The organism is Bacillus sp. FSL L8-0099, from assembly GCF_038006385.1.
Taxonomy (GTDB): Bacteria; Bacillota; Bacilli; order Bacillales; family Bacillaceae_G; genus Bacillus_A; species Bacillus_A toyonensis.
On the sequence record NZ_JBBOVC010000001.1, the window covers coordinates 525,001 to 551,127 of the forward strand.

Genomic DNA, 26,127 nt, shown 5'->3' on the forward strand with positions numbered 1-26,127 from the left:
ATTCCAATCGAACCTGGAGATAGCTGGTTCTCCCCGAAATAGCTTTAGGGCTAGCCTTAAGTGTAAGAGTCTTGGAGGTAGAGCACTGATTGAACTAGGGGTCCTCATCGGATTACCGAATTCAGTCAAACTCCGAATGCCAATGACTTATCCTTAGGAGTCAGACTGCGAGTGATAAGATCCGTAGTCAAGAGGGAAACAGCCCAGATCGCCAGCTAAGGTCCCAAAGTGTGTATTAAGTGGAAAAGGATGTGGAGTTGCTTAGACAACTAGGATGTTGGCTTAGAAGCAGCCACCATTTAAAGAGTGCGTAATAGCTCACTAGTCGAGTGACTCTGCGCCGAAAATGTACCGGGGCTAAATACACCACCGAAGCTGCGAATTGATACCAATGGTATCAGTGGTAGGGGAGCGTTCTAAGTGCAGTGAAGTCAGACCGGAAGGACTGGTGGAGCGCTTAGAAGTGAGAATGCCGGTATGAGTAGCGAAAGACGGGTGAGAATCCCGTCCACCGAATGCCTAAGGTTTCCTGAGGAAGGCTCGTCCGCTCAGGGTTAGTCAGGACCTAAGCCGAGGCCGACAGGCGTAGGCGATGGACAACAGGTTGATATTCCTGTACCACCTCTTTATCGTTTGAGCAATGGAGGGACGCAGAAGGATAGAAGAAGCGTGCGATTGGTTGTGCACGTCCAAGCAGTTAGGCTGATAAGTAGGCAAATCCGCTTATCGTGAAGGCTGAGCTGTGATGGGGAAGCTCCTTATGGAGCGAAGTCTTTGATTCCCCGCTGCCAAGAAAAGCTTCTAGCGAGATAAAAGGTGCCTGTACCGCAAACCGACACAGGTAGGCGAGGAGAGAATCCTAAGGTGTGCGAGAGAACTCTGGTTAAGGAACTCGGCAAAATGACCCCGTAACTTCGGGAGAAGGGGTGCTTTCTTAACGGAAAGCCGCAGTGAATAGGCCCAAGCGACTGTTTAGCAAAAACACAGGTCTCTGCGAAGCCGTAAGGCGAAGTATAGGGGCTGACACCTGCCCGGTGCTGGAAGGTTAAGGAGAGGGGTTAGCGTAAGCGAAGCTCTGAACTGAAGCCCCAGTAAACGGCGGCCGTAACTATAACGGTCCTAAGGTAGCGAAATTCCTTGTCGGGTAAGTTCCGACCCGCACGAAAGGTGTAACGATTTGGGCACTGTCTCAACCAGAGACTCGGTGAAATTATAGTACCTGTGAAGATGCAGGTTACCCGCGACAGGACGGAAAGACCCCGTGGAGCTTTACTGTAGCCTGATATTGAATTTTGGTACAGTTTGTACAGGATAGGCGGGAGCCATTGAAACCGGAGCGCTAGCTTCGGTGGAGGCGCTGGTGGGATACCGCCCTGACTGTATTGAAATTCTAACCTACGGGTCTTATCGACCCGGGAGACAGTGTCAGGTGGGCAGTTTGACTGGGGCGGTCGCCTCCTAAAGTGTAACGGAGGCGCCCAAAGGTTCCCTCAGAATGGTTGGAAATCATTCGTAGAGTGCAAAGGCATAAGGGAGCTTGACTGCGAGACCTACAAGTCGAGCAGGGACGAAAGTCGGGCTTAGTGATCCGGTGGTTCCGCATGGAAGGGCCATCGCTCAACGGATAAAAGCTACCCCGGGGATAACAGGCTTATCTCCCCCAAGAGTCCACATCGACGGGGAGGTTTGGCACCTCGATGTCGGCTCATCGCATCCTGGGGCTGTAGTCGGTCCCAAGGGTTGGGCTGTTCGCCCATTAAAGCGGTACGCGAGCTGGGTTCAGAACGTCGTGAGACAGTTCGGTCCCTATCCGTCGTGGGCGTAGGAAATTTGAGAGGAGCTGTCCTTAGTACGAGAGGACCGGGATGGACGCACCGCTGGTGTACCAGTTGTTCTGCCAAGGGCATAGCTGGGTAGCTATGTGCGGAAGGGATAAGTGCTGAAAGCATCTAAGCATGAAGCCCCCCTCAAGATGAGATTTCCCATAGCGTAAGCTAGTAAGATCCCTGAAAGATGATCAGGTTGATAGGTTCGAGGTGGAAGCATGGTGACATGTGGAGCTGACGAATACTAATAGATCGAGGACTTAACCATATAATATGTAGCAAATGTTATCTAGTTTTGAGAGAACATAAAAAAACTTGTTGACTTTTAAAGTGAATAAGTTATAATAATGATTGTCTCAAAAGAATAATGTCTGGTAATGATGGCAGAGAGGTCACACCCGTTCCCATACCGAACACGGAAGTTAAGCTCTCTAGCGCCGATGGTAGTTGGGACCTTGTCCCTGTGAGAGTAGGACGTTGCCAGGCAATATTATTCCGCAGTAGCTCAGCGGTAGAGCTATCGGCTGTTAACCGATCGGTCGTAGGTTCGATTCCTACCTGCGGAGCCATTGGAGAGCTGTCCGAGTTGGCCGAAGGAGCACGATTGGAAATCGTGTATACGTCACAAGCGTATCAAGGGTTCGAATCCCTTGCTCTCCGCCATAAGGATTTATAATATTTGGCCCGTTGGTCAAGTGGTTAAGACACCGCCCTTTCACGGCGGTAACACGGGTTCGAATCCCGTACGGGTCACCACTTTGGAGGATTAGCTCAGCTGGGAGAGCACCTGCCTTACAAGCAGGGGGTCGGCGGTTCGATCCCGTCATCCTCCACCATATAAATTTTATATGAATAGTATTATCGCGGGGTGGAGCAGCACGGTAGCTCGTCGGGCTCATAACCCGAAGGTCGCAGGTTCAAATCCTGTCCCCGCAACCAAATGGTCCCGTGGTGTAGTGGTTAACATGCCTGCCTGTCACGCAGGAGATCGCCGGTTCGACCCCGGTCGGGACCGCCATTTTTTAATAAGGCTCGGTAGCTCAGTCGGTAGAGCAGAGGACTGAAAATCCTCGTGTCGGCGGTTCGATTCCGTCCCGAGCCACCATTTATCTTAATACAATACGCCGGCTTAGCTCAATTGGTAGAGCAACTGACTTGTAATCAGTAGGTTGGGGGTTCAAGTCCTCTAGCCGGCACCATGTAAGTTTCGGAGGGGTAGCGAAGTGGCTAAACGCGGCGGACTGTAAATCCGCTCCTTCGGGTTCGGCAGTTCGAATCTGCCCCCCTCCACCATTTACATAGGGGCATAGTTTAAAGGTAGAACTGAGGTCTCCAAAACCTCCAGTGTGGGTTCGATTCCTACTGCCCCTGCCAAATACATTTACACAATATGGCGGTTGTGGCGAAGTGGTTAACGCACCGGATTGTGGCTCCGGCATTCGTGGGTTCGATTCCCATCAGTCGCCCCATTTTTATTTTTAAAATTACAAATAATCTAATTGATACTTACATATAATTAAGTAAGAATTCGATGGGCTATAGCCAAGCGGTAAGGCAACGGACTTTGACTCCGTCATGCGCTGGTTCGAATCCAGCTAGCCCAGCCATTTTTGCGGAAGTAGTTCAGTGGTAGAATACAACCTTGCCAAGGTTGGGGTCGCGGGTTCGAATCCCGTCTTCCGCTCCAATTAAATTAAATATGGCGGCATAGCCAAGTGGTAAGGCAGAGGTCTGCAAAACCTTTATCACCGGTTCAAATCCGGTTGCCGCCTTTATTATTGTGCCGATGTGGCGGAATTGGCAGACGCGCACGACTCAAAATCGTGTTCCTTCGGGAGTGTCGGTTCGACCCCGACCATCGGTATCAAGAACGGCGTAACATCAGGCTCTATACTAATTGTATAGAGTTTTTTTGTGTTTTCATCGCACTACAAAATAAGGACTAATACTATCAAAGCTCATGCTATACAGTTAAAGCAAACTGTGAAACACTAAAGGAATAAAAATGAACATTCATTTTTATCCCTTTAGTGTTTCATTTTATAGAGAATCTCTCCACCCTGGTGACATGAAGTTAAATCCGACACCACCAGTAGATATTAGCACATTATCAACTGTTAACTTTGTAATTTCTAAAAACTTCTTTTCAAACTCTTCTCTGTTGTACTTGTACATAGTTGAGTGGCACGACCACATTTGCGTTGAAGTACTCAACCATTCCCCTAATTCCTTTAATTTAGGGAATGACTCAAATTGAATTGGTTCATCTAATTTCATGAATCTCACTTGATAGATAGTTGGGTTTAGCTTTACTCCTATCCCTTTAAGACCATGTGCTTTTTTTTCATTTAAATGTGTCATAATTCTCCCCCATCCTTCAAATCTTTGAATTCCAAAATTATTTTCCTGTTTTAATTATACAGCAATAAAAAGTAATTAGGGGGATGTGTTGGTAATTTTTCCCTTTTTCTTATTGTTTAGCGAGAAATAAAGTAATAAATGAAATATGATAATTTTAATCAAGAGAGAAATGAAAGTAAAAAGTATCAGTTATTTATTGTGATTCCATTTTGGCTTCGTTTCATTTTAATTCATCATGTTTAAAGAAGATCAAAATTTTTAAAATACTTTAAAATAAAGGATTTTAGGGGGAACGCTCTATATAACTATATAAATGTCACCTAGAAAGACTCAAAATCGTGTTCCTTCGGGAGTGTCGGTGCAGCCCGGACAATCGGTATCGACGATGTAAAAAGACTCTAACAGAAATGTTAGAGTCTTTTTTGTTAAATTATATTATGTGATGCTAAAATTCGTAATAAACGTAAAAATTCATGTATAATATAACTTGTCGAAAGAACAAAATGATAATGATTTATATTATGTCTGTAATATGAATCAAAAGTGAACTTTTTATATTTCTTTTAAAAATGTGTTGAATACACATTATATTTCATATTAATATTTTTATGTAGATTTAAAACGAGAAAGAGAGTGGAAAGTATGGGCCGTAAATGGAACAACATTAAAGACAAAAAAGCATCAAAAGATGCAAATACAAGCCGTATATACGCGAAATTTGGACGTGAAATTTATGTGGCAGCAAAACAAGGCGAGCCAGATCCTGAATCAAACCAAACGTTAAGAGTTGTATTAGAGCGTGCGAAAACATACAATGTACCAAGAACAATTATTGATCGTGCAATTGAAAAAGCAAAAGGCGGTTCAGAAGAAAACTATGATGAGCTTCGTTACGAAGGATTTGGACCAAATGGATCTATGGTAATTGTAGATACACTTACAAATAACGTAAACCGTACTGCAGCAGATGTACGAGCTGCATTTAGCAAAAACAGTGGTAACATGGGCGTAAATGGTTCTGTAGCTTACATGTTCGATGCGACAGCTGTTATCGGTCTTGAAGGTAAAACATCAGATGAAGTTCTTGAAATTTTAATGGAAGCAGATGTAGATGCACGTGACATTCTAGAAGAAGAAGATTCTGTTATCGTTTATGCTGAACCTGATCAATTCCACTCAGTACAATCTGCACTTAAAGATGCTGGTATTGAAGAATTTACAGTTGCAGAATTAACAATGCTTGCACAAAATGATGTAGAACTTCCTGAAGATGCTCAAGTACAATTTGAAAAAATGGTTGATGCATTAGAAGATTTAGAAGATGTACAACAAGTTTACCATAACGTAGACTTAGGCGAATAATAAAAAAGGACCCTTTCGTTTAACGAACTGGGTCTTTTTTATTGAAATAATTAAGATGATAAGGTTTTAAAGGTGTTTTGTTGTAGTTATGGAATAGGATTATAGATAGTATTTTAAATGATTGTATTTCTAGGAGGTATTTCTATGGAGCATAAAACACCAAAGCATATCGTTGCTGTAGCAGGCTATTTAACAAATGAAAAGAATGAGGTGCTTTTAACAAAAGTACATTGGCGAGCGGATACGTGGGAAATGCCTGGGGGACAGGTAGAAGAAGGAGAAGCACTCGATCAAGCTGTTTGTAGGGAAATAAAAGAGGAAACAGGATTATCGGTGAAGCCTATCGGAATTACAGGGGTCTATTATAATGCTTCTATGCATATTTTAGCTGTTGTGTTTAAAGTGGCATATGTGAGTGGTGATATAAAAATTCAACCTGAAGAAATACAAGAGGCTAAATTTATTGCTTTAAATGAAGAGAACATCGATGAGTATATAACGCGTCCTCATATGAAATCAAGAACAGTTGATGCGATGAGAGCAACGCATTTCATCCCATACGAAACGTGGGAAGTACAGCCATATAACCTTATAGGCAGGTTGTAAGAAAAGGGTAGCTATTTGAGTGTATCTCAAATAGCTACCCTTTTCTTATGTATATTACTTCAGAAAAAGGTCAAAATGATAATAAAGCTAGTATTGATTTCGAGAACATTAGTTCTGTATAATTATGATATATCATATATAATTAGATTACTAGATGTTTAAAAATAGAAATTTATAGATGATATAATAAAAGAATAAAGTGGAATCAAGGAAGTATAACGCTCTTAATTTCTACGCTGCTGTTTGTTATGAATGTTTTAAAATAATGTATATTCAATATTTCAGATGAATAGTAGATAAAAAAAGACTGTGATACAATACATTTTTATACCTTACAATGATGTAAGGTAGGTGTAAGAGAAATCGATGGGATATTTTTTTACAACAAGGTATTCTTAAGTTAAGAGATATATATGCTGTGTGGAAAAGAGGTGTTCAAGATGAAAGAACGAGTATTATCTAGAGTGAACTATCATCAAAAAGTTGCATTAAATCCAATGACTAAATTCTTTTATAAAGCCATTATTTTATTATTATTGTTAAGTTGTACGTTATTATTCGTTGGAAATATAATGATCGAGAAAAGTGATATTAGTAAATTACATGTACCGCCTAAGTTAGAGGTGCCAGAATCATTAACACATGCATTTATCGCGACAGAAGATAAAAGGTTTTATCATCATAATGGTTTAGATTATATAGCAATTATTAGGGCGTCTGTTGAGAATATAAAAGCTGGTGGTGTTGTGCAAGGAGGAAGCACAATTACACAGCAATTATCGAAAAATGCTTTTTTAACGAATGAACGTACATTTTCTCGTAAGTGGAAAGAGATTTTTTATACAAAAAAAATTGAACGTACATTTACGAAGGATGAAATTTTAAAATTGTATGTAAGTAATATTTATTACGGAGAAGGAGCATGGGGAATTGAAAAAGCAGCCAACCTTTACTTCGGTAAAACGGTGAACCAATTAACATTGGCTGAAAGTGCGATGATGGCTGCTGTAGTGAAAGCACCTGCTTATTACTCACCTGCGCAAAATTATGATAAAGCGGTCGAGAGACGAAATGTAGTTTTGAGATTAATGGAAAAAGAAGGATATATCAATCATGATGAGTATGTGCAAGCAGTTAGTGAGAAATTAGTAATTCGCCATGATATAAAAACAGAGCAGTCGATGTTAAATAATGCGCGTGAAAAAGCAGTAAGTTAAGAGAAGCTCTTGCAGAAGAGCTTCTTTTTTTGAATAAATTGTGACAAATTGTGACACAATATCGTCACAATTATTGTGTTTTTGTAATTTATGTGAGCGTGTTCATTGCGTGACGTATATAAGTGTTGATATTATGTGTATTGTGTACAATGCTGTATACAGAATATGAATTTAAAGAGGAATGTATATGAAATCAAATAAACTCATGGCTCTTGGTGTAGTTTTTTCTATCGCAGTATTGATTGTAATCGGAACAATTGCGTATAGCATCATAAATGACAAAAAAGATAAAGGGAATGAGATGTTTGCTTATTCTACGCAACAATCTTTAGGTAAAGATGATGCTCCGGTTAAAGTAGTTGAATTTGGAGATTTCAAATGCCCAGCATGTCGTACTTGGGATGTAACGGTATTACCACGATTAAAAGAAGAATATATTGATAAAGGTAAAGTGCAGTTATATTTTATTAACTTCCCATTTATTGGAAAAGATTCTGATTTAGGCGCAGCAGCTGGTGAAGCAATTTATAAACAAGATAAAGATTCATTCTGGACTTTCTATGATGAGATTTATCAAAGTCAAAAGAAAGATACGGAAGAATGGATTACAGAAGAATTACTTCTTAGCATTGTGAAAGAGAAACTTCCAAAAGTTGATGTAGAACAGTTTAAAAAAGATTTACACAGTAAAGAAATAAAAGAAAAAGTACGTAAAGATTCAGATCGTGCTCAAAAATTAAAAGTTCAAGGTGCTCCTTCAGTATATATAAACGGAAATCTTGCAAACCCTGATTTCGATAGTATGAAGAAGGCGATTGATAAAGAATTGAAAAAGTGATGAGGTCTCTCATCACTTTTTCGACTTTTTTCGATAAAATTCTTGCTTCCGTTTTTTTTACATGCTATACTACTTTACATAAGTTATTCTAATATCTTATATGTATTTCATATTTGCGGGTGTAGTTTAGTGGTAAAACAAGAGCCTTCCAAGCTCTGGTCGAGAGTTCGATTCTCTTCACCCGCTCCAAATTTTATTTAATGTTTTTCTAATAAATTGTGATCAACGCAGTGTTTCGTTTCTGAGATAAACGAGGCATTGCGTTTTTTAATGTTTGAAAAGCGTAATAGTATGCGAAAATAGAAGTAAAGAATAGTATTCCAAAAGTGAATTGCTAACCAATATAGTCGTTACATAAGGGATGGGTTCATCTGAGGAGGCGATTAAGAATGGATTTTGAACAATTAAAGCAAGATGTAATTGCATATAGTAAAACAATTGGTATAGATAAAATAGGCTTTGCGAGTGCTTCTCCATTTGAGGAGCTAAAGCAGCGGTTAATCCAGCAGCAACAATTAAATTATCAATCTGGATTTGAAGAGTCTGATATAGAAAAAAGAACGAATCCACAGCTTTTATTACCAGGTGCAAAATCAATTATTGCGATTGCTTTAGCGTATCCTTCAAAATTAAAAAACGCACCATTAAGTAAACGTGGAGAACGCCGTGGGATTTTTTGTCGTGCCTCTTGGGGACAAGATTATCATCTTGTTTTACGAGATCGTTTGCAAAAGTTAGAGGCATATTTAATTGAAAAGCTTCCAGATATAGAAGTGAAGTCAATGGTTGATACAGGTGAGTTAAGCGATCGTGCTGTATCAGAACGTGCAGGTATCGGATGGAGTGGTAAGAACTGCGCTATTATTACACCTGAATTTGGTTCGTATGTATACTTGGGAGAAATGATTACAAACGTTCCATTTCCACCAGATCAGCCGATAGAAGATCAATGTGGAAGCTGTACAAAATGTATTGATGTTTGTCCTACAGGTGCTTTAATACAGGGTGGACAGTTAGATTCGAAGAAATGTATTGCTTTTTTAACACAGACGAAAGGGTTCCTACCTGAAGAATATCGCGATAAAATAGGAAATCGTATATATGGATGTGATACGTGTCAGACTGTTTGTCCAAAAAATAAAGGAATGGATTTTCATAATCATCCTGAGATGGAGCCAGATCCTGAATTAGTTAAACCGCTCTTAACACCACTTTTAACAATTAGTAATCGTGATTTTAAAGAGAAATATGGGATTATGTCAGGGTCATGGAGAGGTAAAAAGCCATTGCAACGAAATGCGATTTTAGCATTGGCGCATTTTAAAGAAGCATCAGCAATTCCTGATTTAATCGGTGTTATGAAAGATGATCCAAGACCAGTACTACGCGGAACAGCAGCGTGGGCACTTGGGAAAATTGGTGGAGATGGAGTAGGCGAAGCTATTGAGAAAGCGATGGAACGTGAAAAGGATGAAGAAGTTCTTCATGAAATGAATCGTGGGCTTGCATTGTTAGCGCAGAAAAAAGAGTAGATAATATCTCCCTTTTTCATATTGTAATATGGGAGGGAGAAGAAATGGTTGTAAAAGAAAATATTGAAACACAAGTACAACAGTTTTTAGCATATGTAACAGAGAAACGAACAAATGTGGATGGTATTGCTAAAGATTTATTACAACTAGCACAAAGAAAGAAACAATTGTTTCAAAAACGTAGTGCAGATATAGTGAAAGCAACAGCGGATGTTTCTTTCATTAGACAGCTAAATAGTAGTGATTATCAAGAAATTGATTATCAAGTACATTTTAAATATTTAATTAAGCATAAAGAATTATTTTATATCGAAGAGGAACAATTAAAACGAAGAGTTTGTTTAAATAATAGCCGGATAATAGGTGATTATGCTATTGAAGTGCCAGAAGAGATTGGAATAGGTGAGACATTAGAAAGAGAAGTTACGAAAGAGAAATACGGTTCTTATCAGTATAATCGTTTAGAGGCAGTAAAATATGCAGAGCGTTGGTGGGATGATCGAAACCCAGTGTATCGCAATTTTCCTGATAATTGTACAAATTTTATTTCTCAATGTCTTCATACTGGAGAAGTACCAATGAACGGATATCCTAATATTCGTAAAGGTTGGTGGCAAAGGGAGAACCAGTGGAGTTGGAGTTGGGCTGTCGCACACTCTTTTTACTGGTACTTGTCAGGTTCTGCAGTTGGCCTGCGAGGAGAAACTGTAGAAAAGCCGGAAGACCTTATTCTTGGTGATGTCATTGCTTACGATTTCGAAGATGACGGTAGGTGGAATCATACGACGATTGTAGTAGCAAAAGACGCAGATGGTATGCCACTTGTAAATGCACATTCAGCAAATAGCCGGCGGCGTTATTGGAGTTATGAGGACTCTAGTAAATACACACCACAAATGAAATATAAATTCTTTCATATTATTAATGGGTAGAGATTTTTCGTTCAAGTGGTATAATACGTAGTAGACAAAAAACAGAGGTGAATATCGCGTGGGCGTACATGTTGTTTTATATCAACCAGAAATTCCAGCAAATACAGGAAATATTGCACGTACTTGTGCAGCAACTGGAACAGAATTACATTTGATTAGACCGCTTGGGTTTTCAACGGATGACAAAATGTTAAAGCGTGCAGGATTAGATTATTGGCAGCACGTAAAAGTTACGTATTACGATTCAATTGAAGAGTTTTATGAGAAAAATAAAGATGGTGAATTCTTCTATTTAACAAAGTATGGTGAGAAAGCTCATACAGCATTTGATTATAGCAAACGTGAGAAGGATTATTATTTCGTGTTTGGAAGAGAAACAAATGGCTTACCAGCTAATGTAATCGAAGAAAACTTCGATCATTGCTTACGTATTCCAATGACGGATAAAGTACGTTCATTAAATTTATCTAATACAGCAGCAATTTTAATTTATGAAGCGTTTCGTCAACAAAATTATCCAGGATTAGATTTAGAAATCGTTTATTAAAAGTCGCCATTAGGCGGCTTTTTTTTATAAATAAAAATAATATGTAGTCATACATTTTAAAAAAGGTACATATTCATATAGAATGGGATATATGATTAAAAATAGATAAGACGGGTTGAGATAAATATGAAGGAACAATATAACAATCAAAATACCTTTTTAAGCATGATAGATATGGATTTAATAAGACAAGGACTATTACATGCTATTCAAGATTTAGTATTTATTGTGAAAGTTATTGATGATGAGATCTTTAAATATATTTATATAAATAAAATAGGGATGGATTATGCTGGATTAAGTGAAGAATGTTACGGAAAAACATTTGCAGAAGTGTTATCAGGAGAAAAGGTGAAAATATTACAAGAGCAATATACAAAAGTGGTGAGAGAGGCGAGAGCACACACATTTTGTGATGTAATCAGTTTCCCAACTGGTAATTTACATTATGAGTCTTCAGTTAATCCTGTATACGACGAAGAAGGGGTATGTCAATTTATTATTTGTATTACAAGGGATATTACAGCTCAGATTGAGGAGAAAGCAGAGATAGAGGAAAAACAAATGTTATTTAAGTCATTACTAGAATATAATAATGACTCCATTATATCTATAGATTCTATAGGTAGAATTACATATGCTAATCCGGCAACGTATGAAATATTTGGATACCGATATGAAGAGTTAAATAATAACTTTATTTTTAACTTTATTATTAAAGAATATGAAAAAGACTTTCAAATTATATTTAAGGAAGCTTTACAGGGGAGAGCAAAACAAATTGTTTCAAAGAAATATGTTCATAAAGAAGGATATGAATTATATATTTCTTTGAGAACGATTCCGATTATTGTGAACGGTGAAATTGTTGGGGTGTATATTGTTACGAGGGATGTTACAAGGCAAGTATTAAATGAGATGAAGACGGAATACTTAGCTTATTATGACCAATTAACAGGTTTAATGAATAGAATTTCATGCACAAACAAGCTAAATGAGTTTTTAAATGAAAATAAAGAGCTTGCACTAGTTTTCATGGATTTGGATGAATTTCATCTTATTAATGATACATTTGGTCATAAAGAAGGAGATAAAGTATTGCAAAAAGTTACAGAATGTTTAAGCAATTTAGAAATAGAAGGTATGCATTTATTTAGAGAACATGATGATCAATTTGTTATGTTAATAGAAAATATAACGAAAGAATATGTAGAGGAAGTTGCAAAAAACATATTAGAAAAGATTAGTGAACATTTTGTAATTGAAGAAGAGGACGTGTATTTAAGTGCATCAATTGGAATTGTAATGGCACCAACAGATGGAGCCGATGAAAAAATACTTTTTCAAAGAGTTGATGCTGCTTTGGAAAAAGCAAAGGAAAAAGGAAAAGGGCATTATCATTTTTATTGTAAAGGATTAGATTGTGAACGTGAGAAAAGGTTTGTAATGGAAAATCAGTTACATCGTGCTATAGAGAAAAATGAATTTTTCTTATATTACCAGCCGCAGGTTAATATTGAAACGAAAAAAATAGCTAGTATGGAAGCTTTAATAAGATGGGAGAATAAAGAATTAGGATTTGTCCCTCCCAATCAATTTATTCCACTGGCAGAAAGAACAGGATTTATTATTAAGCTTGATGAGTGGGTAGTAGATCAAGTGTGTCAGCAAATACGTGAATGGTTAAATAAAGGGTATGAAGTGGTTCCGATTGCAGTTAATATTTCAGCTAGACATTTTCGATCTATTACATTAATAGAGATGATTACACGTGCTTTAAATAAGTACAATGTACCAGCTCATCTATTAGCGATAGAGGTGACAGAAGGAGCCCTTATACATAAAGACATATCAAAGAGAGTGTTGCTACAATTAAAAGAACAAAATTTAAAGATTCATTTAGATGATTTTGGAACAGGGTATTCGTCTTTAAGTTATTTGAAAACATATCCAATTGATACTTTGAAAATTGATCGCTCTTTTATGGAAGGTATACATGTAGATGAACGTGATACGAATATTACGGCTGCAATTATTCATTTAGCTCATACATTAGAATTGAATGTAATTGCAGAAGGAGTAGAAAAAGCAGAACAAATACAGTTTTTGAAGGGAAAAAATGTAGAAATTGTACAAGGTTATTATTATAGTCGTCCTTTATCAAAATATGATGTGGAAAATATGTATTATACATGATGTATAAAGAAAAAAGTGATGTGCTAAAAGCACATCACTTTTTATGTGTACCTGGTTTATCGTTGTAACCAGATGTGAAAATAGCTGTAAGAAATGTGAGTGATACACCTAAAATTAATAATAATTTCATATTAATATTCCCCCTACTTTTTCGATTTACGAATTCTATTTATGAATTGAAATGTATGTAAGGTTCTTAGAAGAAAAGAATTTATTTATAATGAATAGCAGTGTGAAAACTTTAATACCTATATTATACAGAATTTTCTTTGAATTTTGGAGAGAATTTTATAGCACTACTATATATTTCGTTTTGATTTAAAGAATGTTTAAGGACATCCTAGCATACCTTTTATAATAATCCGATTGAACAAGGAGATGGGGGAGGAGCTATAATGGATATTCTAAAAAAGATTGAACAGCATCGAGCAGCAGAAGAACGTTTACAATGGGAAGGTACGTTTGCGGAGTATTTGGAGCTTGTGAAAGAAAGACCATGGGTGGCTCAAACAGCACACTCTCGCATTTACAATATGATAAAAGATGCCGGAATTGAAGAAGTTGATGGTAGAAGAAAATATAATTTCTTTAGTAATCAGCTGTTTGGACTAGAGGATGCACTAGAGCGTCTTGTTGAAGAATATTTTCATCCGTCTGCAAAAAGATTAGATGTTAGAAAACGTATTTTATTATTAATGGGTCCTGTTAGTGGAGGGAAATCAACATTAGTTACGATGTTGAAACGAGGATTAGAAACATACTCACGTACAGATCGTGGAGCGATTTTTGCAATTAAAGGCTGCCCGATGCACGAAGATCCACTGCATTTAATTCCACATCATTTACGGGATGATTTCTTTGATGAGTATGGAGTGAGAATTGAAGGGAATTTATCACCATTAAATGTAATGCGTCTAGAGCAAGAATATGGGTCAAGAATTGAGGATGTAGTTGTAGAGCGTATTTTCTTCTCGGAAGATCGTCGTACAGGGATTGGTACATTTAGCCCGTCTGATCCAAAATCACAAGATATTGCCGATTTAACAGGTAGTCTAGACTTTTCAACAATTGCAGAATATGGTTCAGAATCAGATCCTCGTGCGTATCGATTTGATGGAGAATTAAATAAGGCGAACCGAGGGATGATGGAATTCCAAGAGATGTTAAAATGCGATGAGAAGTTTTTATGGCATTTATTATCGCTTACGCAAGAAGGTAATTTCAAAGCGGGAAGGTTTGCGCTTATTTCAGCAGATGAATTAATTGTAGCGCATACGAACGAAACAGAGTATCGCTCATTTATAGCAAATAAGAAAAATGAAGCATTGCATTCAAGAATTATTGTAATGCCAGTTCCATACAATTTACGAGTGAGTGAAGAGGAACATATTTATGAGAAGATGATTCATGAAAGTGATGTATCGAATGTGCATATTGCACCACACACACTTCGTGTTGCAGCGATGTTTACAATTTTAACTCGCTTAAAAGATCCGAAGCGTCCAGATATTGATTTAAACAAAAAGATGCGTTTATATGACGGTGAAATGGTAGAGGGTTATAATGCGATTGATGTAGAAGAATTGCAACGGGAATACCAAGATGAAGGTATGAGCGGTATTGACCCACGTTATGTTATTAACCGAATTTCTTCTACAATTATTAGAAAAGAAGTACCATCTATTAATGCACTAGACGTACTTCGTTCTTTAAAAGATGGATTAGATCAGCATCCATCCATTAGTAATGAAGATCGTGAGCGCTATATGAACTTCATTTCATTAGCAAGAAAAGAATATGATGAAATTGCTAAGAAAGAAGTACAAAAAGCATTCGTATATTCATACGAAGAATCGGCTAAGACACTTATGGATAATTACTTAGATAACGTTGAAGCATATTGCAATAAATCGAAATTACGTGATCCATTAACAGGTGAAGAAATGAGCCCAGATGAAAAACTAATGCGCTCAATTGAGGAACAAATTGGAATTTCAGAAAACGCGAAGAAAGCATTCCGTGAAGAAATTTTAATTCGCATCTCTGCTTATGCGCGTAAAGGAAAACGTTTCGATTATAACTCGCATGAACGTCTTCGCGAAGCGATTCAGAAGAAGCTATTTGCTGATTTAAAAGATGTCGTGAAAATCACAACATCAACGAAAACACCAGATGAAAATCAGCTTAAGAAAATCAACGATGTTGTTGCACGTTTAATTGATGAGCATGGCTATAATTCTTCTTCGGCAAATGAATTATTACGCTATGTAGGTAGCTTGCTAAATCGATAGTTTGATAACAAAACGCTGTCTCTTGTTTTTTGCGGGACAGCGTTTTATTATCCATTCATATGTGTAAAGTGTCATACCTTGTCCAAATATAATAAATTAAGATGCAATTTCATGAATTTATTGTCAATTATTTTTACAATATGCATATGATAGAGTAACCAACCATTCATACGAAAAAAGCCAACACAATACAATATGTTGCAAAGTGAAAATGTGTGCAACAATGCATTGTGTTTCTTTCTTATCAGAGGCTGAATATTTCTTTCTATTATGTGAGTGGCAAAATTTTGTTTAGGATGCTCGGAGTATTGTATGTAAAACGTTATATATGTTTATGGGGTGATTTTCGATGGGCAGTTACCTTTCAAATATTTTAGCTTGAACATTATAGAACAAAATTTATAGATTGCTGTTCATAGAGAAAGACAATTACAGTAAGGAGGGAAAGGAATGAGCGAAGAAAATCAACCAAATTATACGATTTCACAGGAAAACTGGTCCCTCCATCGCAAAGGATATGACGACCAACAGCGCCATCAAGAAAAAGTACAAGAGGCAATTAAGAATAATTTACCCGATCTTGTAACAGAAGAAAGCATTGTTATGTCTAATGGCAAGGATGTTGTAAAAATACCAATTCGTTCTTTAGATGAATATAAGATTCGGTACAATTATGATAAAAACAAACACGTTGGGCAAGGAACTGGTGATAGCAAAGTTGGTGATGTCGTTGCGAGAGATGGATCAGGTGGTCAAAAGCAAAAAGGCCCAGGAAAAGGTCAAGGTGCAGGAGATGCAGCTGGAGAAGATTATTATGAAGCTGAAGTTTCTATTTTAGAATTAGAGCAAGCGTTTTTCAAAGAGCTAGAGCTTCCTAATTTAAAGAGAAAAGAAATGGATGAAAACCGGATTGAACATATTGAATTTAATGACATTAGAAAAACAGGACTATGGGGAAATATTGATAAGAAACGAACGATGATATCTGCATATAAACGAAATGCAATGCGTGGTAAAGCGTCTTTCCATCCAATTCACCAAGAGGATTTAAAGTTCCGTACTTGGAATGAAGTGTTAAAGCCAGATTCAAAAGCTGTTGTATTAGCGATGATGGATACGAGTGGATCGATGGGAATATGGGAGAAGTATATGGCACGTAGCTTCTTTTTCTGGATGACAAGATTTTTACGTACAAAGTATGAAACAGTTGATATTGAATTTATTGCTCATCATACAGAAGCGAAAGTTGTTACAGAAGAAGAATTTTTCTCAAAAGGAGAAAGTGGCGGAACAATATGTTCTTCCGTGTATAAAAAGGCATTAGAGCTTATCGATAATAAATATTCACCAGACCGCTATAATATTTATCCATTCCATTTTTCAGACGGTGATAATTTAACATCAGATAATGCGAGATGTGTAAAGCTTGTTGAGGAGCTGATGAAGAAATGTAATATGTTTGGGTATGGGGAAGTGAATCAGTACAACCGCCATAGTACGCTTATGTCAGCCTATAAAAATATTAAAGATGAGAACTTTAGATATTATATTTTAAAGCAAAAAGCAGACGTATTCCATGCGATGAAGAGCTTTTTTAAAGAAGAATCAGGAGAGAAAATGGCATAATCCCTTTTAAAAGGGATTATTTTTTTGTAAACTTTTTATTTTTTTAGTTGACAATGATAATGAAAATCATTATCATTTATTCGAGAAATGATTACATTTTGAATTATATATATTGGAGGAGATGTAAAGTTGAAAAAAAATAAAAAAAAACATATAAATGCAATGATTATAGCGGCGGCGTTATCACTTCCATTTGCTGTGTATTCGACACCTGCTTTAGCGGCGGTAGCAATTGAGGCGAATAAAACGGGACAAGGTTTAGAAGATGGTACATATGACGCTGTTATTAAAGCATATAAAGATAAAACGAATGAAGAGTCTATGGCAGCTGTTTATATAAAGGATCCGAAATTAACAATTGAGAATGGAAAGAAAATTGTAACAGCAACGTTAAGTGATAGCGATTTCTTCCAATACTTGAAAACAGAGGATATTCATACTCCTGGTGTGTTTCATGATGTAAAGGTTATATCAGAAGACAAAAAGAAAAATGGAACGAAGGTTATTCAATTTGAAGTTGGGGAATTGGGAAAAAGATATAATATGCAAATGCATATTTATATTCCAACGATGGCCTATGATAATAAATATCAAGTGCAGTTTGAAGTAAATGCTTTAAATTTAGAAAACAATGTTCCAGAAAAGGAAAATAAAGAGGATAAAGTGGAACAACAAGATGAAAGCGGAAATGTAATATTAGATAAGCAATTACAAAGGCATATTAATAAACATAATTTAAATAGAGAAAATATAAATGATCCAATAACTAAGGAAGATTTATTAAAGATTAAAACATTATCCATTTATTCAGGTGAAGGAATAAATGAAATAGCTGGTTTAGAACATATGACAAATTTAGAGAAGTTGACGTTAAGAGAATCTAATGTAACAGATATATCAGCCATCTCGAAACTGAGAGATTTGAAGTACGTAGATTTAACTTCTAATCCAATTAAAAATATTCATCCAATTGAGCAGTTAGAGAATATTAATATGCTTTTTTTAAGAGATAATAAAATTTCTGATCTTACACCATTAAGTAAAATGAAAAAAATTAAAACATTAGATTTAGTTGGTAATAACATTGAAGACATCCAGCCATTATTTACATTATCAACTATGAAACAGTTATACTTAGCCAATAATCAAATCAGTGATCTTACTGGAATTAACCAATTAAGTAATGTGGAACTATTATGGATAGGGAACAATAAAATTAGTAATGTTGAATCTATTAGTAAAATGAGTAATCTTATTGAACTAGAAATTGCTGATAGTGAAATAAAAGATATATCACCATTATCTAAATTAGGAAAATTACAAGTACTGAATTTAGAAGAGAATTATATCTCTGATATATCACCGCTGAGTAATTTAACAGATTTACATGAGATGAACCTAGGAGCGAATGAAATTGCTGACGTAAGGCCTGTTGAGGAATTGGGTAAGCGAATTTCAATTGATATTCAACGACAAAAAATCTTTTTAGATGAAGCAAGCGTAGATGAAGAAATACAAATTCCAATATACAATCTTAAAGGGGAGTCACTTCAAAATATCAATTTAAAAAGTGAGGGGGCCATTCTGAATAATGGATTTATAAAATGGAATAGTCCTGGAGAAAAAACATATGAATTTAGATTAGATACAAGCTCTGGTGAAAGTAAAATAAGATTTAATGGGATGGTTGTCCAGAAAATAGTTGAAAAACAAAAAGAAAGTCAAAATGTAATCCTGGATAAACATTTACAACAACATATTAATAAAGAGAATTTAGGTAGAGAGAATTTAAACGCTCCTATAACAAAAGAAGATTTATTACAGATTAAAACATTAGAGATACTTAAAGAAAAAGGAAAAGAGATAAAAGATGTAACAGGTTTAGAGTACATGACGAACTTAGAAAACCTCACTTTAGAAGGAGTAGGCTTGAAAAATATTGAGTTCATCTCAAATTTGAAACAATTAAATATTGTGAATGTATCTCATAATCAAATTGAAGATATAACACCGTTATCTTCATTAAAAAACTTACAGTGGTTAAATCTTGCAGACAATCATATTAAAGATGTAACGGTTATTGGTTCAATGCTGGACTTACTTAGCTTGAATTTAGCAGGGAATGAGATTTGTGATGTAAGACCGCTAATACAATTAGGGCAGTGGTTTTCAATTGATGTCGGGAGACAAACAATCATTTTAGATGAAGCAAAAGTAAATGAAGAAATTCAAGTCCCTGTATATGACTTAGAAGGAGAAGCTATTGACAATATCAAAATGACAGGTGAGGGCGGAACGCTTAATAACGGAGTAATAAAATGGAGTACCCCAGGTGAAAAGGTATATAAATTTGATTTAGATTCTGATGAAATTAGTATAAGTTTTAATGGAACGGTAATCCAAAATATAGTTGAAAAAGAAGAAGTGACAGAACCGGTAAAAGAAGTTGAAGAAACGAAAGAAGAAGTAAAAGAACCGGTAAAAGAAGTTGAAGAAACGAAAGAAGAAGTAAAAGAGCCAGTAAAAGAAGTTGAAGAAACGAAAGAAGAAGTAAAAGAGCCAGCAAAAGAAGTTGAAGAAACGAAAGAAGAAGTAAAAGAGCCAGCAAAAGAAGTTGAAGAGATAAAAGAAGAAGTAAAAGAACCGGTAAAAGAAGTTGAAGAAACGAAAGAAGAAGTAAAAGAGCCGGTAAAAGAAGTTGAAGAAACGAAAGAAGAAGTAAAAGAACCGGTAAAAGAAGTTGAAGGTACAAAAGAAGAAGTAAAAGAGCCAGTAAAAGAAGTTGAAGGTACAAAAGAAGAAGTGAAAGAACCAGTAAAAGAAGTTGAAGGTACAAAAGAAGAGGTAAAAGAATCAACAACTGGATTGAATCAAGAGCCAAAAGGGGATAATCAAGTTGGGCCGGTGAAGGTGGTAGGACAAGAGAGTACGCAAGAAAAAGTTTCAAATAAGCAACAAGCTAATAAGCAAGAGGAAAATCAGAAGTCTTTAGCAGCAACTGGTAGTCAAGCTAACACATCGAGTTTACTTTCGGGATTAGCATTTGTTCTTTCAGCATTAAGTATGTTTGTATTTAGAAAGAGAGTATTTAAGAAATAAATAACGTTTTATCTTATTATTACGAAAAATACATAAACATTTGAGAAGACCTTATCATAGCAATTTCATGTTGAAATACGCTTATGATAAGGTCTTTTTGAATAGGGGAAGGATATGGATACGAGGATGTTTTAATCACTAAAATAATGGAGAAACTGTAGCGGGAATTGTAAGTACTTTTCGTTCAAGATACGTTCAAATTGTATGAAGAAATAATATGAAATATTGCATTTTATATCTTTTCATCCGGATAATATGTTAATTTCGTGAATGGAATATATAAATAGGGGGCAATGATATGAACAAGAAATCAAAGATTAATAAAATGATGCTTAGTATTAGTACAATGGCGCTATCGTTAGGAGCAATTCAAACGAATGTATCAGCAGAAGAAAAGGTGCCATATAATGTATTGCATTCGAAACCAGTTGGAATTGAAAAACCAGTAGATGAGATCGGACACGTTTCTAAAGCCGAAGAAACATTATCATTTCAAGAACGTTTAAAAGTAGGAGATTTTTCACAGCGACCAGCATCTATTACGAGGAACTTGGCAGTAAAGCAAGCTAAAGACAGCTATTCAATGGCTGATTTAAACAAAATGAATGATCAAGAGTTAGTTGAAACGTTAGGCAGTATTAAGTGGCATCAAATTACAGACTTATTCCAGTTTAATGAAGATGCAAAAGCTTTTTATAAAGATAACGGAAAAATGCAAGTCATTATAGATGAATTAGCTCATAGAGGTAGTACATTTACGAAAGATGATTCAAAAGGAATTCAAACGTTTACTGAAGTGTTACGTTCAGCTTTTTATCTTGCATTTTATAATAATGAATTAAGCGCTTTAAATGAAAGAAGCTTCCAGGACAAATGCTTACCGGCTTTAAAAGCAATCGCAAAAAATCCAAACTTTAAGCTTGGAACAAATGAGCAAGATACAGTAGTATCTGCATACGGTAAATTAATTAGTAATGCATCAAGTGATGTTGAAACAGTGCAATACGCATCGAATATTTTAAAACAATATAATGATAATTTTAATGCATATGTAGACGATCGTATGAAAGGACAAGCTGTATACGATATGATGCAAGGCATTGATTATGATATACAGTCTTACTTAAATGAGGCCCGTAAAGAAGCGAATGAAACGATGTGGTATGGAAAAGTAGATGGGTTTATTAATGAAATAAATCGTATTGCTCTTCTAAATGAAGTAACGTCAGAAAATAAATGGCTCGTTAATAATGGAATTTATTTTGCTAGCCGTTTAGGGAAGTTTCATAGCAATCCAAATAAAGGACTAGAGGTTGTTACACAAGCGATGCATATGTATCCGCGTTTAAGTGAACCGTATTTTGTTGCGGTAGAACAAATTACAACAAATTATAATGGGAAAGATTATAGCGGGAATACGGTAGATTTAGAGAAAATACGTAAAGAAGGAAAAGAGCAATACTTACCAAAAACGTATACATTCGACGATGGATCAATTGTGTTCAAAACAGGAGATAAAGTATCAGAAGAAAAAATTAAGAGACTATATTGGGCTGCGAAGGAAGTAAAGGCACAGTATCATCGTGTAATTGGAAATGACAAAGCGTTAGAGCCAGGAAATGCGGATGATGTATTAACGATTGTAATTTATAATAGTCCAGATGAATATCAGTTAAATAGACAATTGTATGGATATGAAACAAACAATGGTGGAATTTATATTGAAGAGACAGGTACATTCTTTACATATGAGCGTACATCAGAGCAAAGTATTTATAGTTTAGAAGAGTTATTCCGTCATGAGTTTACTCACTATCTTCAAGGGAGATATGAAGTTCCCGGTTTATTTGGAAGAGGAGATATGTATCAAAATGAAAGATTAACTTGGTTCCAAGAAGGGAATGCAGAATTTTTCGCAGGATCTACTCGTACAAATAATGTAGTACCGAGAAAGAGCATCATTAGCGGATTATCATCTGATCCTGCAAGCCGTTATACAGCAGAGCGCACACTATTTGCTAAATATGGTTCTTGGGATTTCTATAACTACTCGTTCGCATTGCAGTCTTACTTATATACGCATCAGTTTGAAACATTTGATAAAATTCAAGATTTAATTCGTGCGAATGACGTGAAAAATTATGATGCATATCGTGAAAACCTAAGTAAAGATTCTAAGCTAAATAAAGAGTATCAAGAGTATATGCAGCAGTTAATTAATAATCAAGATAAGTACACTGTACCGGAAGTAGCAGATGATTATTTAGCTGAACATGCACCAAAGTCGTTAACAGAAGTGAAGAAAGAAATTAGTGAGATGTTGTCTATGAAAGATGCAAAAATGACAAAACACGAGTCTCAATTCTTTAATACATTTACATTAGAAGGTACGTTTACAGGTAGTGTAACAAAAGGCGAATCAGAAGACTGGAATGCAATGGGTAAAAGAGTAAATGAAGCTTTAGAACAATTGGCGCAAAAAGAATGGAGCGGCTACAAAACGGTTACAGCATATTTCGTCAATTATCGTGTGAATAGTTCCAATGAATTTGAATATGATGTAGTCTTCCATGGTATCGCAAAAGATGACGGAGAAAATAAAGCTCCGACAGTTCATATAAACGGTCCTTATAATGGGCTTGTAAAAGAAGGAATTCAATTCAAAAGTGATGGATCAAACGACGAAGATGGAAAAATCGTTTCTTATTCATGGGAGTTTGGAGACGGAAGAACAAGTACAGAAGTTAATCCAGTACATGCATATGAAAAAGAAGGAACTTTTAAAGTAGTGTTAAGAGTAAAAGATGATAAAGGAAAAGAGAGTAGAAGTGAAACAACTGTTACGATTAAAGATGGAAGTTTAACAGAATCTGAACCAAATAATCGTAAAGAGGAAGCAAATCGTATCGGACTAAACACTACTATAAAAGGTAGCCTTATCGGCGGGGATCACACCGATGTTTATACATTTAATGTAGCAGCAGCGAAAGATCTCGATATTTCTGTTTTAAATGAGTATGGAATTGGGATGACGTGGGTACTTCACCATGAATCAGATATGCAAAATTATGCTGCTTACGGTCAAGCTAATGGAAATCATATAGAAGCAAAATTAAATGCAAAACCAGGTAAGTATTACTTGTATGTATATAAATATGATAATGGCGATGGAACGTACTCATTATCACTAAAATAAGTGCTTTTCCAATGTATGTTTAACTTTACTTTTTGTGGAAAATAATATATTATATAGATATATAATATATCGGTTATTTTCTAGGAGGAGCCTGTCACAATAGGTTTCTCCTGTTCTTTTTTAGAGACCTGTCTTACAGGTTTTTCTTTAAAGGGTAAATAACTGAAAATTGAGATTAATAATCTTTGAAAGAGGTGAGGCATACACATAACAAAAAAGAGATTGTTTAAGAAAGGGGGATAAGAAATGTTCTTGTTTGGTTATCCACTTGAAACAATTTATTTATATGGATTTATTATTGCTACTATACTCACTGTTATTTATATTTTCTTTGGAGATATATTTGAATCAATATTTAGTTTTGGGGGCGGATCTGTATCCGTTGTTACCTTACTACTTAGTTTCTTCGCTATGTTATGTGGAATTAGTTATATAGGAGAATATTTATTTTCCTTTAATAGTACTATTATTTTCGCTGGTTCATTTGCTATATCTTTTATCGGTGTTTTCATAATGAAAATATTAATTTTAAAACCGATTGCAGAGGCAGAGCAAAATACGGTGCAACGTATGGATGAATTCATTGGTTGCAAGGGAGAAGTCATTACGACAATTCCTACAGAAGGATTTGGTGAAGTATTAATCTCCTCCCAATTTGGAAGTAATGCAATCCCAGCTAAAACAATTGGAAAGAAAGATATTTCACAAGGAACTGAAGTTATTATCGAGGGAGTTCAAGATGGTGTTTTGCTTGTACAGAACATCGCTTATTCTTTAAAGAAACCAAAATTATAAGGGGGAATTTACATGACGATTCCATTAATTATCGGTGGAGTTTTACTCGCAATTTTAATTCTACTCATTTTAGTATTCATTACGAAGTATCGAACAGTTGGTCCAGATGAAGCGTTAATTGTTACAGGGAACTGGCTTGGTGGTGGGAAAAATGTTGTTACCACTGATGATGGAAAGAAGATTAAGATTATTCGCGGTGGCGGTACTTTTGTAGTTCCAATTATGCAAAGAGCAGAGCCTTTAAGCCTATTAAACTACAAATTAGAAGTTGGTACACGTGATACGTATACGAAACAAGGTGTACCAATTACAGTAAATGGTGTTTCTATTATTAAAGTAGGATCCACAATTGAAGAAGTTTCTACAGCAGCTGAACAATATTTAGGAAAAGAAACGGAAGAGTTAAAAATAGAAGCAAAAGAAGTTTTAGAAGGGCATCTCCGTGCTATCTTATCTTCTATGACAGTAGAAGATGCGTATAGTAATAGAGAGCAATTTGCTCAAAAGGTGCATGAAGTAGCTTCTACAGATTTAAAGAAGATGGGACTTCGCATTGTTTCTTTCACAATTAAAGAAATAATGGATAAAAATGGATACTTAGATGCGCTTGGTCAGCCGCAAATTGCGACAGTTAAGCGTGATGCAACAATTGCGAACGCAGAGCGTGAAAAAGAAGCACGTATTGAAAAAGCACGTGCTGAAAAAGAGGCAAAAGAAGCAGAATATCAACGTGATGCACAAATCGCTGAAGCTGAAAAACATAAAGAATTAAAAGTACAGTCCTATAAGAGGGAACAAGAGCAGGCTCGTGCAGATGCGGATCTTTCTTACGAATTACAACAGGCGAAAGCGCAACAAGGTGTTACAGAAGAGCAAATGCGCGTTAAAATCATTGAGCGTGAAAAGCAAATTGAGTTAGAAGAAAAAGAGATTGCACGTCGTGAAAAGCAATATGATGCAGAAGTTAAGAAAAAAGCCGATGCAGATCGCTATGCTGTTGAGCAATCAGCAGAAGCAGAAAAAGTAAAACAAATTAAAAAGGCAGATGCAGATCAATATAAGATTGAAGCAGAAGCGAGAGCACGTGCAGAAGAAGTACGTGTAGAAGGTTTAGCGAAGGCGGAGATTGAAAAAGCACAAGGTCAAGCGAAAGCGGAAGTACAAAAAGCGCAAGGTACAGCAGAGGCAGATGTTATTAGGTTAAAAGGTTTAGCAGAAGCAGAAGCGAAACAAAAAATTGCAGAAGCATTTGAATTATATGGTCAAGCGGCAATTATGGATATGGTTCTTAAAATGCTTCCAAGTTATGCGAAGGAACTTGCAAGTCCGCTTAGTAACATTGATAAAATCACAGTTGTCGATACAGGCGGCGGTGGTAAAAATAGCGGGGCCGGAAAAGTTGCGGGCTATGCGACTGATTTAATGGCAACGATGCAAGAAACGTTAAAAGCTTCTTCTGGAATTGACTTAAAAGAGCTATTAGAAGGATTTGCAGGAAAAGGAGCGGTACAACAATTATCAAGTGATAAACCTGTTGTATCTGTAGTAGAAGATAAGAAAAAAGAAGTAGAAAAAGATAAAGAATAGTAAGGTAGGCAGGGCCTCTAGCATGTGCTAGAGGTTCTTCTGTGAATCATAATATTTCGAATAATATACATTTTTATACATTGTTTTAATTATTTAATTTTTATAGAATGAAGTAA

General features: G+C 35.9%; 15 protein-coding genes, 16 tRNA genes and 2 rRNA genes (1 of these 33 only partly in view). 32 read left to right on the plus strand and 1 reads right to left on the minus strand.

Annotated features, from left to right (window positions below; translation table 11 throughout):
• The 17 genes from MHH42_RS02695 to MHH42_RS02775 all read left to right on the plus strand — a co-directional run.
• Positions 1–2,094 (plus strand): 23S ribosomal RNA (locus MHH42_RS02695); it begins 828 nt to the left of the window's first position.
• A 102-nt stretch (positions 2,095–2,196) separates the two neighbouring features.
• Positions 2,197–2,312, plus strand: a 5S ribosomal RNA gene (gene rrf / locus MHH42_RS02700).
• An 8-nt stretch (positions 2,313–2,320) separates the two neighbouring features.
• Positions 2,321–2,395 (plus strand) — tRNA-Asn (locus MHH42_RS02705).
• A 2-nt stretch (positions 2,396–2,397) separates the two neighbouring features.
• A tRNA-Ser gene (locus tag MHH42_RS02710) sits at positions 2,398–2,489 on the plus strand.
• A gap of 18 nt (positions 2,490–2,507) precedes the next feature.
• Positions 2,508–2,582: transfer RNA gene (locus MHH42_RS02715), tRNA-Glu, on the plus strand.
• Between the two features lie 4 nt (positions 2,583–2,586).
• Positions 2,587–2,662: transfer RNA gene (locus MHH42_RS02720), tRNA-Val, on the plus strand.
• A gap of 26 nt (positions 2,663–2,688) precedes the next feature.
• Positions 2,689–2,765: transfer RNA gene (locus MHH42_RS02725), tRNA-Met, on the plus strand.
• 3 nt (positions 2,766–2,768) lie between these two features.
• Positions 2,769–2,844, plus strand: a tRNA-Asp gene (locus MHH42_RS02730).
• 11 nt (positions 2,845–2,855) lie between these two features.
• Positions 2,856–2,931: transfer RNA gene (locus MHH42_RS02735), tRNA-Phe, on the plus strand.
• An 18-nt stretch (positions 2,932–2,949) separates the two neighbouring features.
• Positions 2,950–3,025 (plus strand) — tRNA-Thr (locus tag MHH42_RS02740).
• A 10-nt stretch (positions 3,026–3,035) separates the two neighbouring features.
• Positions 3,036–3,119, plus strand: a tRNA-Tyr gene (locus tag MHH42_RS02745).
• A gap of 7 nt (positions 3,120–3,126) precedes the next feature.
• A tRNA-Trp gene (locus tag MHH42_RS02750) sits at positions 3,127–3,200 on the plus strand.
• A gap of 19 nt (positions 3,201–3,219) precedes the next feature.
• Positions 3,220–3,295 (plus strand) — tRNA-His (locus MHH42_RS02755).
• A gap of 63 nt (positions 3,296–3,358) precedes the next feature.
• Positions 3,359–3,433 (plus strand) — tRNA-Gln (locus MHH42_RS02760).
• 5 nt (positions 3,434–3,438) lie between these two features.
• Positions 3,439–3,513: transfer RNA gene (locus tag MHH42_RS02765), tRNA-Gly, on the plus strand.
• Between the two features lie 14 nt (positions 3,514–3,527).
• Positions 3,528–3,598: transfer RNA gene (locus MHH42_RS02770), tRNA-Cys, on the plus strand.
• A gap of 10 nt (positions 3,599–3,608) precedes the next feature.
• Positions 3,609–3,690 (plus strand) — tRNA-Leu (locus tag MHH42_RS02775).
• Positions 3,691–3,866: 176 nt separating this feature from the next.
• On the opposite strand, the gene MHH42_RS02780 is transcribed toward MHH42_RS02775, so the two are convergent.
• On the minus strand, positions 3,867–4,187 hold the full coding sequence (locus MHH42_RS02780) for a DUF3884 family protein (protein WP_098623858.1): 321 nt from the start codon (positions 4,185–4,187) through the stop codon (positions 3,867–3,869).
• Between the two features lie 642 nt (positions 4,188–4,829).
• On the opposite strand from MHH42_RS02780, the gene MHH42_RS02785 reads away from it, so the two are divergent.
• The 15 genes from MHH42_RS02785 to MHH42_RS02855 all read left to right on the plus strand — a co-directional run bounded on the left by MHH42_RS02785 (position 4,830) and on the right by MHH42_RS02855 (position 26,011).
• Positions 4,830–5,549, plus strand: a complete 720-nt coding sequence (locus MHH42_RS02785) for a YebC/PmpR family DNA-binding transcriptional regulator (protein ID WP_000532958.1) — start codon at positions 4,830–4,832, stop codon at positions 5,547–5,549.
• Between the two features lie 144 nt (positions 5,550–5,693).
• Positions 5,694–6,155, plus strand: coding sequence for an NUDIX hydrolase (locus tag MHH42_RS02790; RefSeq protein ID WP_000400461.1), 462 nt, complete (start codon positions 5,694–5,696; stop codon positions 6,153–6,155).
• Positions 6,156–6,595: 440 nt separating this feature from the next.
• Positions 6,596–7,372, plus strand: coding sequence for a transglycosylase domain-containing protein (locus tag MHH42_RS02795; protein ID WP_000664700.1), 777 nt, complete (start codon positions 6,596–6,598; stop codon positions 7,370–7,372).
• Positions 7,373–7,559: 187 nt separating this feature from the next.
• Positions 7,560–8,210, plus strand: coding sequence for a DsbA family protein (locus MHH42_RS02800; protein WP_000841321.1), 651 nt, complete (start codon positions 7,560–7,562; stop codon positions 8,208–8,210).
• A 115-nt stretch (positions 8,211–8,325) separates the two neighbouring features.
• Positions 8,326–8,399: transfer RNA gene (locus tag MHH42_RS02805), tRNA-Gly, on the plus strand.
• A 200-nt stretch (positions 8,400–8,599) separates the two neighbouring features.
• Entirely contained in the window at positions 8,600–9,742 is a 1,143-nt protein-coding gene (gene queG, locus MHH42_RS02810; RefSeq protein WP_000345228.1) for a tRNA epoxyqueuosine(34) reductase QueG, read from the plus strand.
• A gap of 44 nt (positions 9,743–9,786) precedes the next feature.
• A complete protein-coding gene (locus tag MHH42_RS02815) occupies positions 9,787–10,674 on the plus strand; it encodes an amidase domain-containing protein (RefSeq protein ID WP_340892871.1) in 888 nt (295 codons plus the stop codon).
• 58 nt (positions 10,675–10,732) lie between these two features.
• Positions 10,733–11,221 (plus strand): tRNA (uridine(34)/cytosine(34)/5-carboxymethylaminomethyluridine(34)-2'-O)-methyltransferase TrmL, encoded by a 489-nt coding sequence (trmL, locus tag MHH42_RS02820; protein WP_000538149.1) that lies wholly within the window; start codon positions 10,733–10,735, stop codon positions 11,219–11,221.
• A 126-nt stretch (positions 11,222–11,347) separates the two neighbouring features.
• A complete protein-coding gene (locus MHH42_RS02825) occupies positions 11,348–13,417 on the plus strand; it encodes a sensor domain-containing protein (RefSeq protein WP_000664282.1) in 2,070 nt (689 codons plus the stop codon).
• A 395-nt stretch (positions 13,418–13,812) separates the two neighbouring features.
• Positions 13,813–15,708, plus strand: coding sequence for a PrkA family serine protein kinase (locus MHH42_RS02830; protein WP_000353271.1), 1,896 nt, complete (start codon positions 13,813–13,815; stop codon positions 15,706–15,708).
• A 450-nt stretch (positions 15,709–16,158) separates the two neighbouring features.
• A complete protein-coding gene (gene yhbH / locus MHH42_RS02835) occupies positions 16,159–17,334 on the plus strand; it encodes a sporulation protein YhbH (protein ID WP_001288242.1) in 1,176 nt (391 codons plus the stop codon).
• Positions 17,335–17,463: 129 nt separating this feature from the next.
• Positions 17,464–20,433 carry a leucine-rich repeat domain-containing protein gene (locus tag MHH42_RS02840; protein WP_016107486.1) on the plus strand — a complete coding sequence of 990 codons (2,970 nt, stop codon included), beginning with the start codon at positions 17,464–17,466 and terminating at the stop codon, positions 20,431–20,433.
• A 298-nt stretch (positions 20,434–20,731) separates the two neighbouring features.
• Positions 20,732–23,629, plus strand: a complete 2,898-nt coding sequence (colA, locus tag MHH42_RS02845; RefSeq protein ID WP_340892872.1) for a collagenase ColA — start codon at positions 20,732–20,734, stop codon at positions 23,627–23,629.
• A 246-nt stretch (positions 23,630–23,875) separates the two neighbouring features.
• Positions 23,876–24,424, plus strand: coding sequence for an NfeD family protein (locus tag MHH42_RS02850; RefSeq protein WP_016107488.1), 549 nt, complete (start codon positions 23,876–23,878; stop codon positions 24,422–24,424).
• A gap of 12 nt (positions 24,425–24,436) precedes the next feature.
• Entirely contained in the window at positions 24,437–26,011 is a 1,575-nt protein-coding gene (locus MHH42_RS02855) for a flotillin family protein (RefSeq protein ID WP_000155001.1), read from the plus strand.
• The last annotated feature ends 116 nt before the right edge of the window (positions 26,012–26,127 follow it).